The 13,044-nt window shown below is 45.5% G+C and carries 12 protein-coding genes; 8 read left to right on the top strand and 4 right to left on the bottom strand.

All coding sequences use genetic code 11. The features are described 5' to 3' along the window. Both fadI and fadJ read left to right on the top strand, forming a co-directional pair. The coding region (gene fadI, locus R7Q41_RS18235) for an acetyl-CoA C-acyltransferase FadI (RefSeq protein ID WP_411978878.1) at positions 1-1,218 on the top strand (1,218 nt) is incomplete at its 5' end. After that, entirely contained in the window at positions 1,218-3,329 is a 2,112-nt protein-coding gene (gene fadJ / locus R7Q41_RS18230; RefSeq protein ID WP_318144621.1) for a fatty acid oxidation complex subunit alpha FadJ, read from the top strand. The genes fadI and fadJ, both read left to right, overlap by 1 nt. A 62-nt stretch (positions 3,330-3,391) precedes the next feature. Here fadJ and R7Q41_RS18225 read toward each other — a convergent pair whose 3' ends face one another. Both R7Q41_RS18225 and R7Q41_RS18220 read right to left on the bottom strand, forming a co-directional pair. Next, positions 3,392-3,646 carry a hypothetical protein gene (locus R7Q41_RS18225; RefSeq protein WP_017635936.1) on the bottom strand — a complete coding sequence of 85 codons (255 nt, stop codon included), beginning with the start codon at positions 3,644-3,646 and terminating at the stop codon, positions 3,392-3,394. 169 nt (positions 3,647-3,815) lie between these two features. Continuing rightward, positions 3,816-6,593, bottom strand: a complete 2,778-nt coding sequence (locus tag R7Q41_RS18220) for an insulinase family protein (RefSeq protein ID WP_318144620.1) — start codon at positions 6,591-6,593, stop codon at positions 3,816-3,818. A 374-nt stretch (positions 6,594-6,967) separates the two neighbouring features. Here R7Q41_RS18220 and sixA point away from each other — a divergent pair, with 374 nt between their 5' ends. Beyond that, entirely contained in the window at positions 6,968-7,432 is a 465-nt protein-coding gene (gene sixA, locus R7Q41_RS18215) for a phosphohistidine phosphatase SixA (RefSeq protein WP_005380537.1), read from the top strand. A gap of 96 nt (positions 7,433-7,528) precedes the next feature. Here sixA and smrB read toward each other — a convergent pair whose 3' ends face one another. After that, the gene (gene smrB, locus R7Q41_RS18210) at positions 7,529-8,059 is read right to left on the bottom strand and encodes an endonuclease SmrB (RefSeq protein WP_005380539.1); all 531 of its coding nucleotides are present in this window, start codon (positions 8,057-8,059) and stop codon (positions 7,529-7,531) included. Positions 8,060-8,121: 62 nt separating this feature from the next. On the opposite strand from smrB, the gene prmB reads away from it, so the two are divergent. After that, a complete protein-coding gene (gene prmB / locus R7Q41_RS18205) occupies positions 8,122-9,054 on the top strand; it encodes a 50S ribosomal protein L3 N(5)-glutamine methyltransferase (RefSeq protein WP_005380541.1) in 933 nt (310 codons plus the stop codon). Positions 9,055-9,232: 178 nt separating this feature from the next. Then, complete coding sequence (gene aroC / locus R7Q41_RS18200) at positions 9,233-10,318, top strand: chorismate synthase (RefSeq protein ID WP_031780893.1); 1,086 nt, start codon at positions 9,233-9,235, stop codon at positions 10,316-10,318. 223 nt (positions 10,319-10,541) lie between these two features. On the opposite strand, the gene R7Q41_RS18195 is transcribed toward aroC, so the two are convergent. Beyond that, on the bottom strand, positions 10,542-11,165 hold the full coding sequence (locus R7Q41_RS18195; protein ID WP_005380544.1) for a trimeric intracellular cation channel family protein: 624 nt from the start codon (positions 11,163-11,165) through the stop codon (positions 10,542-10,544). 332 nt (positions 11,166-11,497) lie between these two features. Here R7Q41_RS18195 and R7Q41_RS18190 point away from each other — a divergent pair, with 332 nt between their 5' ends. The 3 genes from R7Q41_RS18190 to R7Q41_RS18180 all read left to right on the top strand — a co-directional run bounded on the left by R7Q41_RS18190 (position 11,498) and on the right by R7Q41_RS18180 (position 12,988). Beyond that, entirely contained in the window at positions 11,498-12,028 is a 531-nt protein-coding gene (locus R7Q41_RS18190; RefSeq protein ID WP_005380546.1) for an elongation factor P hydroxylase, read from the top strand. Between the two features lie 25 nt (positions 12,029-12,053). Continuing rightward, on the top strand, positions 12,054-12,317 hold the full coding sequence (locus R7Q41_RS18185; protein ID WP_005380548.1) for a YfcL family protein: 264 nt from the start codon (positions 12,054-12,056) through the stop codon (positions 12,315-12,317). 146 nt (positions 12,318-12,463) lie between these two features. Continuing rightward, a complete protein-coding gene (locus R7Q41_RS18180) occupies positions 12,464-12,988 on the top strand; it encodes an NADPH-dependent FMN reductase (RefSeq protein ID WP_005380552.1) in 525 nt (174 codons plus the stop codon). The last annotated feature ends 56 nt before the right edge of the window (positions 12,989-13,044 follow it).

Here is a 13,044-nt window from a genome sequence, read left to right as displayed (position 1 = left end):
TTTAGCCAAGTGCCAGCGGTCGATTTAGGGAAAATGGTAGTAAGCGAAATGCTTGCTCGAACAGATATTGATCCGAAGCTAATCGAACAAGTGGTATTTGGACAAGTAGTACAAATGCCTGAAGCGCCAAACATCGCACGAGAAATCGTGTTAGGCACCGGTATGAACATCCATACTGATGCATACAGTGTGACTCGAGCGTGTGCGACGAGTTTTCAAGCGGCGGTTAATGTCGCAGAAAGCATCATGGCGGGAACCATTGATATTGGTATTGCTGGCGGTGCAGACTCTTCTTCCGTCCTGCCTATTGGCGTATCAAAGAAACTGGCCGCTAATCTGCTTGCTCTTAGTAAGACAAAAACAATGGGTCAGAAGCTTAGTATCCTCAAAAACTTGAGCTTTAAAGACCTGATGCCAGTGCCACCAGCAGTAGCAGAGTACTCTACGGGTTTATCCATGGGACAAACTGCAGAGCAAATGGCTAAAACACATGGTATTTCTCGCGCAGAACAGGATGCGCTTGCACATCGTTCTCATACGCTGGCTTCTCAAGCTTGGAAAGAAGGAAAAATCCAAGATGAAGTGATGACGGCTTTCCCTGAACCATACAAAAAGTGGATTTCGGAAGATAACAATATTCGTCATGACTCAACGGTTGAGGGATACGCGAAATTGCGACCTGCGTTTGATCGTCAGTATGGCAGTGTTACGGCTGCGAACAGTACGCCATTGACTGATGGTGGTGCGGCAGTGATGTTGATGCGAGAAGGTAAAGCGAAAGAGCTCGGAATGGAGATCCTTGGTTACATCCGAGGTTATGCATTCTCTGCTATCGGCGTGGAAAAGGACATGCTGATGGGGCCGACTTATGCCACAGCGAAAGTGCTTGAAAATACAGGCTTGGAACTGTCAGACCTGACGTTGATCGACATGCACGAGGCCTTTGCTGCTCAAGCATTGGCGAATGTGAAGATGTTTGCTTCCGATAAGTTTGCTCAAGAAAACCTTGGTCGCTCAAAAGCGATTGGTGAAATTGATATGGATAAGTTCAACGTGCTTGGCGGTTCAATTGCTTATGGTCACCCATTTGCTGCGACTGGTGCGCGTATGATGACGCAAACCCTACGAGAGCTAAAACGCCGTGGCGGTGGTATTGCATTGAATACCGCATGTGCTGCTGGTGGTCTTGGTGCGGCAATGATTCTGGAGGTTGAGTAATGAGCGAGCAAAAAGCATTTAGTCTAAAGATTGATGAGCAAAATATTGCTTGGTTAGCCATCGATGTTCCTAATGAAAAAATGAATACGCTGCAGGCGGCTTTTGCTGACGAAATGAAAGAAATTTTTGCTCAGCTAAAAGACTCCAGTGGTATTAAAGGGATGATCATCCACTCCCTAAAACCGGACAATTTTGTTGCGGGTGCTGATGTTCGAATGCTAGAAGCATGCACCACAGCAAGTGAAGCGGAAGCCTTAGCAAGGCAAGGTCAGGATTTATTCCAGCAGCTATCGGACTTACCTTATCCTGTCGTTGCGGCTATTCATGGCCCATGTTTGGGCGGTGGTTTAGAACTGGCTCTTGCATGTGATTATCGTGTTTGTACGGATTCTGACAAAACGCGTTTAGGTCTGCCAGAAGTACAACTTGGTTTATTGCCAGGTTCTGGTGGTACTCAGCGTCTGCCACGTTTGATTGGCCTGTTACCATCGTTGGACTTGATCCTGACGGGTAAACAACTTTGTGCGAAGAAAGCTAAAAAACTGGGCGTTGTGGACGCCTGTGTGCCGGACACCATTTTGCTCGACGTAGCAAAACAGTTTATCGACAAAGGTAAAAACAAGGGTACGAAAAAGCTATCGACGAAAGAAAAGGTGATGTCTGGTAGCGGGCTAGGGCGCAAGTTTGTATTTGAGCAAGCTGCGAAGAAAACGAATCAAAAAACCCGTGGTAACTATCCAGCAACGGTTGCAATTCTAGAAGTTATTCAACATGGCTTAGAGAAAGGCTTCGCTAAAGGCCAAGAACTTGAAGCGAAGCGCTTCGGTGAGCTTGTAATGAGCTCAGAGTCAAAAGCGCTCCGTTCGATCTTCTTTGCCACAACAGAAATGAAGAAAGAAAATGGCACGGATGCGAAACCAGCACCAGTTCATAAAGTTGGTGTGCTTGGTGGTGGTCTGATGGGCGCCGGAATCAGCCATGTGTCTGTTGCAAAAGCAAAAGTACCTGTTCGCATCAAAGACGTTAGCAACGATGGCGTTTTAAACGCGCTCAACTACAACTACAAGTTATTTGAGAAACAGCGCAAACGTCGCATTCTATCCAAGGCCGACCTGCAAGCGAAAATGCTGCAACTGTCTGGTGGTGTCGACTTTACCAGTTTTAATCATATTGATGTCGTAATTGAAGCCGTTTTTGAAGACCTAGATCTTAAGCAAAAAATGGTGGCGGACATTGAAGCGAACGCTAAGACAGAAACTATCTTTGCGACCAATACTTCTTCGTTGCCTATCCACAAAATTGCAGAAAAAGCAGAGCGTCCAGAAAACGTAGTGGGTTTGCATTACTTCAGCCCAGTAGAAAAAATGCCTTTGGTGGAAGTGATTCCGCATGAAACGACGTCAGATGAAACCGTTTCAACAGTTGTTGCACTTGCTAAGAAGCAAGGTAAAACCCCGATCGTAGTGAAAGACAAAGCGGGCTTTTACGTGAACCGCATTCTTGCGCCATACATGAACGAAGCGGCGCATATTCTGCTGGCTAACGAACCGATCGAAAAGATTGATACGGCGTTGCTTGACTTTGGTTTCCCTGTCGGCCCGATTACCTTACTGGATGAAGTCGGTGTCGACATTGGCGCGAAAATTATGCCGATTCTGGTTAATGAGTTAGGTGACCGATTCAAAGGCCCGGATGTGTTTGATATCTTGTTAAATGATGGACGTAAAGGACGCAAGAGTGGTAAGGGTTTTTACACTTACAAGGGCAAGAAGAAAGATGTCGACAAATCAGTTTACAAACTGCTTAAGCTCGACCCTGAATCTAAGCTAAGCGATAACGATATTGCGTTGCGCTGTGTGTTGCCAATGTTGAATGAAGCGGTACGTTGTTTGGATGATGGCATCATTCGCTCGCCACGTGACGGTGATATTGGCGCGATATTTGGTATTGGTTTCCCACCGTTCTTGGGTGGTCCGTTCCGTTACATGGACCAATTTGGCATTAAAGAGCTCGTAGAGAAAATGAATGAGTTTGCATCGAAGTATGGCGATCGTTACGCGCCATGTGATGGTTTGCTTACTCGAGCTGGTGAAGGGACAACGTTCTATTAAACGTTTCTTCGGTAGAGAAAAAGGCTTGCCAGTGGCAAGCCTTTTTCATAAAGAAGAAATGGTTACTTCTTCTTGTCTTTCTTATCTTTATTGTGGCCTTTACCTGGGTTGTCGTCCCCGTGAACGCTGCTGTTACCTTTTTTGTCTTTATCATTCCACTGCTTTGAAGAGCAATCATCTGAGTTGATAGATACATTGTCTCCGCTAAGGCGCACACAGTCGTCACTTAATTCGAAGCCATCGCCTTTGACTGAGATTTCAGCGTGAGCAGATGCCAATGGCAGTATAAGAGCCACAAGTAAAAGTGCTTTTTTCATGACTACCTCATTAAGTTATTTTTAGTGCGGGGAATTAGAGCATAAGCCGTAATGGCGTAATTTCAATTTTCTGCTAATTATGGTGCCGATTCAATCTATGAGACCGACAATCTCACTGGGCTCTAGGTACATACTTAGTATTCGACAATTTTATTTCTGCGCAACTAGATCACCCCAAGCCGCAATCTTTTGGCCGAAGTTGGAACTCTTCAATTGATCCAATTTCTTGTCCTAGATGGATGCGCGGAGCCTCCGAATGCGCTTGACCTTGAGAGTGCATGATCAAACGATTTGCAGTACGAGGTTTCAATTCGTTCACAACGAAGCGAATCATGTCTGCGCGCGTCAGCTTCTTCAACTCCGCCAGTACCTTGTCACGTTGGTTAAACTCAGTGTCCTTATTTCCTATCGCAACCCAAAGACGTTGAGCCCGTCCTCGAAGTGTGGTGTCCGGCGTTGCTATTTGGTTCCACAAGCCGCGCTTACTGCTGTGCCATTGGTAATCGTTTAACTCTAACAGCACCATATAAAAGGCATTTAAAAACTCATCGATTGAGGTAACCAGCTCGGCCGGTGCTGCATTAGGTGACTGCACATACAGTACAATACCAGGGTGACGATTTAGCGGCATATTGCCAGTGCCTACCATGTAACCTAATTGCTGCTTGGTACGGATTTCATGGAAAAACGTTGCCGACATAAGGTGATTGGCCAATGAGTATAGCGCGATACTACGAGGCTCAATATCCTCGCACTGGTGGTAAATAACGACCGCGGAATCTTGCTGGTTACAATGCACCTCACGTTGAAAACTGCCATTTTTACCTAGCATAATGAGCGGACGAAGTGCCTCTTCATAACGTTGCTCGTTAACTCTTAGAGCATCCTTCAAGGTCGTAGCCATGTCATGGGCTTGCTGGCGTTGCCAGTCTCCGTAAACAAACATTTCAACGTGCAGTTCTGCAAGAATGGATTCTACGAATACCGAGAGTTCATCGACTTCGATTTCTTCTAGCGCTTCGACTAAGGTTGCGAAAGGCGGGTTATTGGGTTGAAGTAACCCAGTAAGCGCGTTAAACAGCTGCGAAATAGGGCGATCTTGTGAAGCATTTCTCCAGTTTCGTAACAGTTGTTGTTTGATGGTTTCAAAGCGAGCAGGGCTGAAATCTCGAGAAGCAAAACGGTGCAGAATCATTTCCAGCAACTGAGGCAGCTTTTGACTGAACCCAGAGAGGATTAAGGTCACGCCACCTTGGTGAGCGTACATGTTGTAACCCATCCCTGCGATTTCTGCTTGATAGGTTTCTTTTGCTAGCGAATCGAGGAACATCTCTACACATAAGCGCGTTTTGACGATGTTCTTTGGTGATGCAACGGCATGAGAGCTGTCGATAGCGACATAAACGACACCTTTAGGCACGCGAAATTCGTCATCTTGCAAATGCCACAGCCGAAACCCTTCGAGATCCTCAATCAACTCTGGCAGCGAGTCACCATTTTCGAGTGGCATGGGGTCGAGGTCGTAGCAAATATAAGGGTTCTTTTTCGGTAAGACGAATTGCCAGCTTGGATCGATTTGTTGATAGAAACGACGTTGGTCTTCACTAAAAGGCGTGACGGAGTAGGGGGTAAAGTACCATTCGGCAGTACGGTTGTATTCCAGGCCTTTAGCAATCAAAGTGACGCGTACATTATCGATGGTTAAGTATCGCAGCAATGAACGCTGTAACTCCTCATCGTAGCCCGCCATTTTGTAGTCACCATAAACCGTGTCTTCCGGTTGATAGTGCTGCATGTTGATCACCAGATGGCTGACGAGATCCATTGGGCGCGATGGCTCTTGGAAGCGAAAAGCCGATTCTAATACCGCTTGTTTTTCGAGATAGCGCCATTCATCTAACCCGTCTTGTTTGATCATCGAGAGGTATTGAAAAACTGCTTGAACGATATCATCAACATGATCTAAGCCGTTTGGCGTCAGGGTGCAGCTTACGGTAAAGTCTCGGTAGTTACTGCCACTCGCGCCGCCGCCCGCTGAGAGAGAAGTAATCCAGCCTTTTTCTTTGAGTTGAAGCATCAAACTGCCTTCTCCTTCATAACCCAACAGGTGAGCAAAGTAGGAGAGAGGCTTCACGCTATAATGCGCATCCATTCCCGGCATGGGAAATGTGAGAATCAGTTTACGGAACTCTTTGAGCGGCTCGACTTGAACCAAAATGCCCGTGCTTTCCTCAGTGCCGATCGGTACATCAATCGATTTTCCACGAAGGTGGTGATTTGGGATGTCGGCAAACATGGCTTCTACCCAAGCTTGCTGTTCATCGAGCAGCTGTGGCCCAAATAGAGTCAGTGTCATCAAATCGGCGGAATACTGAGAGTGGTGAAACTCCACAATTTCGTCGCGGATGGATTTACCATCTCGGTCGCCAAGAGTATCTAAGTTTCCGACAGAGAATTTTGAAAACGGGTGCTCTGGATTGATGACTTCTTTGTTAACTTGATACAGGCGACGAGAATCATCATTGAGTTTGAGCTTGTATTCGGAGTCGACAGCCTGGCGTTCTTTGTCTAATGCTTCTTCGTTAAACAAAGGTGCGGTAAAAAATTGGCTAAATCGATCTAAGGCACTTTCAAAGGCATTTGGAGCAATATTGAAAAAGAAACAAGTGTGCTCTGTACCAGTCCAAGCGTTGTTTGTTCCACCGTGTTGGCTAATATAGCTTTGAAACTCGCCCACTTTAGGGTATTTTTCCGTACCCAAAAAAAGCATGTGTTCTAAATAGTGTGCCAGACCTTGGCGATCGTTTGGGTCGTCGAAGTGTCCAACGTTCACTGCCAGAGCAGCTGCCGACTGTTGAGCTGTATCGGAATGAATCAGCAGTACACGCAGTTCATTGCTCAAGGTAATGTAGCGGTATTGATTTGAATCGTTAGGACTTAGATGCACGATGCGTCTCCAGATTTCGCATTACAGTAATTTAGGCTCCCCTCGCGGGGGGCGCAAAGTTTGCGTTTCGACAAATACTGCTTGCCGTATTTTTGTTATTCGTAGACTTCTGCACAGGCCCATCGCGTTTGCGTATGGGGAAGAACTGTCTGAGTGAATGCTCTGAACTCATTGCACAGTTAAATAGTGTGATGAACTGAGTACATTCTTTTAATAGATTGTTAAGAAAGTCGCTATCTTTAACAAGCGAATTGGTATAATGAACAGATAATTATATCAGTATTTTTGTTTCGTCATTGTTAAAGTTAGCCCCGTCTATCTAATAAAGATAGCAGTCAACCTTTTGGTAGCGTTAGCTATCCCTAGGAAATAACATGAAAATATTCATCATGCGTCACGGTGAAGCCGAGCATTTTGCAGATTCAGACGCAGCACGACAATTGACCCCAAGAGGCAGAGTCGAATCAGAAGCGGTTGCGAGAGCCTGTAAAGAACAGGGTTTTGCGCAATTCGATAAAGTGTTGGTGAGTCCGTACATTAGAGCTCAACAAACTTGGCAAGAGATCAGTGCGTATTTCTCTGCAAAAAGCATTGAAACTTGTGAAGATATTACACCTTATGGCCAGTCCGAGCATGTCTTCGATTTCGCAAGTGCATTAATCGAAGTCGAACAATTGGACTCGCTTTTGTTCGTATCGCATTTGCCTTTGGTCGGTTATCTGACTTCAGAGTTTGTAAAAGACATGACACCACCGATGTTTCCTACATCAGGGCTAGTGTGCATTGAATATGATTTACAAACACAAAATGGTGAAGTGCTTTGGCATATTACGCCATAAGTGTCTAAACCAAAATAAGCGTTTGCAAATTAGAGACAGAATAAGAAAGGCAGGAGATCCCTGCCTTTTCGTTTCGTCGTGTATACAGCAAGCTTGTTACTTTTCAGGAATTGAAAGCAACACTAACAACGCACCATCACCACCAAATTCTAGTGGCGCTTGGTGAAAAGCCATAACGTCAGGATGCTGTGCTAACCAAAGTGGGGCTTTCTGTTTCAGGATGTGTTTCCCAATACCATGTTGCACACACGCACAATGAATCTCGTTTTTGATGCAATAGGCTATCATCGCACCAAGCTCGCGTTTTGCTTCTTGCTGTGTCATGCCGTGCATATCGAGGAACACGTCCGGTACATACACGCCACGACGTAGACGTTTGACTTCATAAGTGGAGACGTCGTCACGTGCATAACGAGTTGGACCTTCATCGTTTAATAGAGGGACAAACTCGTCTGAAAAGTAAAATTCAGAGTCACTCGCTTCACGGTTGGAGCGCTTGATTTCTTTTTGCTTAGTATTTTTTTTTGGTTGCTGGATTATGGTATCCTGTCGCAACTTTTTTACGCCCTGTACTGCTTCCTGAAACAAGGCGAAATCGTCATCGTTCTCGGTGTCTTTTTTGCTCATTAGGTAAACAATTTCATTAATAAACTTTATTGGCAGTATTGTAGCGCTTTTCGGAGGCAATTTTGGATAAGATTTTTGTAGAAGAAGCGGTATCGGAGCTGCATACCCTTCAAGATATGATTCGTTGGACGGTAAGCCGCTTTAATGCAGCGAACCTGTTTTACGGTCATGGTACTGATAATGCGTGGGATGAAGCAGTTCAGCTTATCCTGCCAACCTTATACTTGCCGATTGATGTGCCTCCGCACGTATTGAACTCTCGCCTAACGACAAGCGAGCGTCTGCGTATTGTTGAGCGCGTAGTAAAACGCATCAACGAGCGTACGCCAACAGCATACCTAACCAACAAAGCATGGTTCTGCGGTCTTGAGTTCTTCGTTGATGAGCGTGTACTTGTACCACGCTCTCCAATCGGTGAGTTGATTCAAGCGGAATTCCAACCTTGGTTGGTGGAAGAGCCTACGCGCATCATGGACCTATGTACGGGTTCTGGTTGTATCGCGATTGCTTGTGCGCACGCTTTCCCTGAAGCAGAAGTGGATGCGATCGACATCTCTACAGATGCTCTACAAGTGGCTGAGCAAAACGTACAAGATCATGGCATGGAGCAGCAAGTGTTCCCAATTCGCTCTGATTTGTTCCGTGATCTTCCAAAAGAGAAATACAATCTAATCGTGTCCAACCCACCATATGTGGATGAAGAAGACATGAACAGCCTGCCAGATGAGTTCACGCATGAGCCTGAGCTTGGGCTAGCTGCGGGTACGGATGGTCTAAAACTAGTGCGTCGTATTCTTGCTAACGCGCCAGATTATCTAACAGATAACGGCATTCTTATTTGTGAAGTCGGCAACTCAATGATTCATATGATGGAACAGTACCCAGAGATTCCATTTACTTGGATTGAGTTCGAGAACGGCGGTCATGGCGTGTTTATGCTAACGCGTGACCAGCTGGTTGAGTGTGCAGAAGAGTTTAAACTGTACAAAGACTAATAAAGTCTTGCACTAAACATCAAAACACCGAGCTTTATGCTCGGTGTTTTTTATGCATACCTCGCCGATATTAACTCTTTACATCAAAACGTAATAAAGCCACTATGAATCCACGAAGAATTGGAAAGCAGCTATGCTCTGTTTTGAGAGAGCGTGGCGATAAAAACTTGAGGAAGTAATGGCAGGAAACAGTATCGGACAACATTTCCGAGTGACGACATTCGGGGAAAGTCACGGTATCGCACTGGGATGTATCGTAGACGGATGTCCTCCGGGGTTGGAAATTACAGAAGCAGATCTACAAATCGATCTCGACCGCCGTCGTCCAGGCACATCACGTTACACCACACAACGTCGTGAACCGGATGAAGTTAAAATTCTTTCTGGCGTTTTTGAAGGCAAAACCACGGGCACATCGATCGGTTTGCTAATTGAAAACACCGATCAGCGCTCAAAAGACTACTCTGACATCAAAGATAAGTTCAGACCGGGTCATGCTGATTACACTTACCACCAAAAATATGGCATCCGCGACTATCGCGGTGGCGGCCGTTCTTCAGCTCGTGAAACCGCAATGCGTGTGGCTGCTGGTGCAATCGCGAAGAAATACTTAAAAGATGAGTTTGGTGTTGAGATTCGTGCTTACTTGTCACAAATGGGTGATGTATCTATCGACAAGGTAGATTGGAACGAAATCGAGAACAATGCATTCTTCTGCCCTGATGCTGACAAAGTAGAAGCATTTGACCAACTTATCCGTGACCTGAAAAAAGAAGGCGACTCTATTGGCGCAAAAATCCAGGTTGTGGCAACTAACGTGCCTGTTGGTCTTGGGGAACCCGTATTTGACCGTTTGGATGCAGACATCGCGCACGCACTAATGAGCATAAACGCGGTGAAAGGCGTGGAAATCGGAGACGGTTTCGAGGTGGTAAACCAAAAAGGCAGTCAACACCGTGATACGCTTGCTCCTGAAGGTTTTGGTAGTAATCATGCGGGTGGCATTCTTGGCGGTATCTCGACTGGTCAAGACATTGTCGCTAACATTGCGCTTAAGCCAACATCAAGTATCACTGTGCCGGGTGAGACCATCACAAAAGAAGGTGAACCAACTCAGTTGATCACCAAAGGTCGTCATGACCCATGTGTGGGTATTCGTGCTGTGCCTATCGCAGAAGCGATGCTGGCTATTGTGGTGATGGATCATTTACTACGCCACCGTGGTCAAAACCATGGCGTAACAACTGAAACACCGAAGATTTAAGAGCTTTGTGTCATTCCAGCGAGCTATAGCGAGACTAGGAATCTAATTTCAGCACGATGAAAAGAGAAAGAAACATCTCTGACAACAGAGTGCTCGGATAATAGATCCTGAATCATGCTCCTTCGTCGCTGTTCAGGATGACTGAATATAAAATTATGCCACTCACTGAATCGCGGGTGGCACAATTTTATCAGGCAACCTTTTTTGTTTAAGTAGTTTTTGCTTAATGAATCGAGCCTTCGGTTTCCAAATGGAAAGAAGGCAGACGCCACTTAAAGCGTACCGCAGCCATACGCAACATGTAACCAGTAACCAGTGTAATAATAGTGGCAGTGACATCGGGAACATTGAATTCTAATAGCGCTAAGTACATTCCTGATGCGATAAGAGCGACAGAAGCGTAAAGCTCTTCATGCAGTACCAATGGTGTTTGGCGACAGATTAAGTCGCGAAGTAGCCCACCGAATACACCAGTTACTAACGCTGAAACCATACAAATACCAGGGTGCAAGCCCATGCCCATCGCAATTTTTGTTCCGATGATACTAAACACGATTAAACCTAATGCATCGAGGCGAATGAACAGACCTTTCAGCTTAATCACCCATTTCGCTAAACCTGTTGTTAGCACACCTGCAACACACGTAATTGCAAGGAACTCTGGGTTTTTTACCCAACCGAGAGGGTAGTGGCCTAATAGAATGTCACGTACGGTGCCACCACCAATGGCCGTTGCGCTGGCCACCAACATAACACCAAACCAGTCCATCTTTCTTCTACCAGCACTTAACGCACCTGTCATGGCTTCAGCCGTGATACCAATGATATACAACACACTTAGCAACATAGGGAAACACTCAACGTAAAAAGTCACTACGTTCTACGAGAATCAGCGTAGGCGAAGTAACAACACTTACAAACGGTTCTATCTCTCTTAAAAAGTGATTAAAACCAGCAACATGCTTGTAATCAAACGGCTTAAAAATAGCGGTTTGAACGGCATCAAAATAAGGCGAGAGTGTAGTGGTAAATAAGTACGCTGACGAATGAGAAATTGTATGGAGAAAGCGATGTTCAGATAAATTCAACTAATAACCAAAAATGTGGGGTTGCCTTTACCTCATAGCTAAAAACAGCGACAATATGCAGCGCATGTCAAACTGAAGTACAAACTCGACGATGACCCACGAATACCAAGACTTAATCACCATTTTTAATGACACCTTTTTAGAACAATTTAATACGAAATTAGAGTTAGGTGGTGATGAGCCTATTTATCTTCCTGCTGATGATGAACACCCTCATCATCGGATTATTTTTGCTCGGGGTTTTTACGCCTCTGCTTTACACGAGATTTCGCATTGGTGTGTGGCTGGTCCAGAGCGTCGTTTGCTGGAAGATTTTGGCTATTGGTATGAACCCGATGGGCGAACAGCAGAAGTTCAAGCGGAGTTTGAGAAAGTTGAAGTGCGACCTCAAGCTTATGAATGGATTCTGGCACAAAGCGCTGGCTTCCCTTTTACGGTGAGTTGTGACAATCTACACGGCGATTTTGAACCAGATAGGCTCGGCTTTATGAAAAAAGTGCATAAAGAAGTGCTAGGTATTTTGGACGTTGGCTTGCCTTTGCGAGTGAAAATGCTTTCTGATGCCCTGCGCGCATTTTATCAAACTAAGCCACTGGAAGCGTCGGACTTTTGCGTTAAATAACCACTAATAACCTCAGAGATACACCATGATTATTGAATTTGAAGAAAAACTACTGGAACTGATTGATGCTCGAATTGAAACAGCATCTGACGATGAATTGTTTGCTGGTGGTTATTTACGTGGTCACATCTCTTTATCCGCGGCGTCTTGTGAAGAAGAAGGGATTAGCGATATTACTGAGCTGAAGTCACGCATTGAGAGCAGCTTAGAAGATGCGCGTACCGAGTTAAGCCCGGCCGATCGCGTGATTGTCAGTGATTTGTGGCAAGAGCTCCAGGCTCAGGCTTAATCCCTAAGCAGCGTTCTCCCTTTATTTAATCCTAGTCATTTACTACTTCGAAAAATTCGAACCTCTCCATAAAATTTTTGTGGTTGTAGCGAAACTGTTCAACTTTTATTCTGATCAGCATAAAACGTGAACAAAGGATTACAACCATGAAAATTGTCGCATTTGGTGCATCTACCAGCTCTACCTCAATCAACAAACTACTTGCTACATACGCAGCAAATCAAGTCGAAGGCGCTCAAGTGAATGTTCTAGACTTAAACGATTATCAAGCGCCAATGTTTAGCGAGGACAAAGAGAAAGAAATAGGTCAAGCTGAAGGGGCTGTCGCGTTTTTACGTGACTTGGCGGAGGCTGACGCTCTCGTTGTTTCCTTCGCAGAGCACAACGGTTCGTACCCAGCGGCCTATAAAAACTTGTTCGATTGGGCGACGCGCATTGAGCGTAATGTATTTCAAAACAAACCTGTCGTTTATTTAGCAACTTCCCCAGGTCCCGGTGGTGCACAAAGTGTTCTTGCGGCGGCGACAGGTTCTGCACAATTTTTTGGCGCGGATGTAAAGGCATCGTTATCGGTGCCGAGCTTCTACGAAAATTTTGACGTGGAATCGGGTAAGGTTGTAAACCCAGAAGTGGCAGAGCAAGTGAAACAGGCAGTTGCACTGCTGAAGTAATCTCAGTACGAGCAACTTAGTGAGTTAGCGATTCCCGACACGTATCTGTGTCGGGA

Origin of the sequence: Vibrio sp. 2096 (assembly GCF_033339595.1) — a bacterium.
Classification (GTDB): Bacteria; Pseudomonadota; Gammaproteobacteria; order Enterobacterales; family Vibrionaceae; genus Vibrio; species Vibrio alginolyticus.
The sequence above is the reverse complement of the archived record's forward strand: the minus strand, read 5'-3'. Positions and strand labels throughout refer to the sequence as shown.

What these genes read in the sequence shown, in the direction of transcription:
- sixA (WP_005380537.1), top strand. Translation starts at nt 6,968, where the DNA reads ATGAAAATATTCATCATGCGTCACGGTGAAGCCGAGCATTTTGCAGAT.
- smrB (WP_005380539.1), bottom strand. Translation starts at nt 8,059, where the DNA reads ATGAGCAAAAAAGACACCGAGAACGATGACGATTTCGCCTTGTTTCAG.
- aroC (WP_031780893.1), top strand. Translation starts at nt 9,233, where the DNA reads ATGGCAGGAAACAGTATCGGACAACATTTCCGAGTGACGACATTCGGG.
- R7Q41_RS18185 (WP_005380548.1), top strand. Translation starts at nt 12,054, where the DNA reads ATGATTATTGAATTTGAAGAAAAACTACTGGAACTGATTGATGCTCGA.
- R7Q41_RS18225 (WP_017635936.1), bottom strand. Translation starts at nt 3,646, where the DNA reads ATGAAAAAAGCACTTTTACTTGTGGCTCTTATACTGCCATTGGCATCT.
- R7Q41_RS18180 (WP_005380552.1), top strand. Translation starts at nt 12,464, where the DNA reads ATGAAAATTGTCGCATTTGGTGCATCTACCAGCTCTACCTCAATCAAC.
- fadJ (WP_318144621.1), top strand. Translation starts at nt 1,218, where the DNA reads ATGAGCGAGCAAAAAGCATTTAGTCTAAAGATTGATGAGCAAAATATT.
- R7Q41_RS18195 (WP_005380544.1), bottom strand. Translation starts at nt 11,165, where the DNA reads ATGTTGCTAAGTGTGTTGTATATCATTGGTATCACGGCTGAAGCCATG.
- R7Q41_RS18190 (WP_005380546.1), top strand. Translation starts at nt 11,498, where the DNA reads ATGACCCACGAATACCAAGACTTAATCACCATTTTTAATGACACCTTT.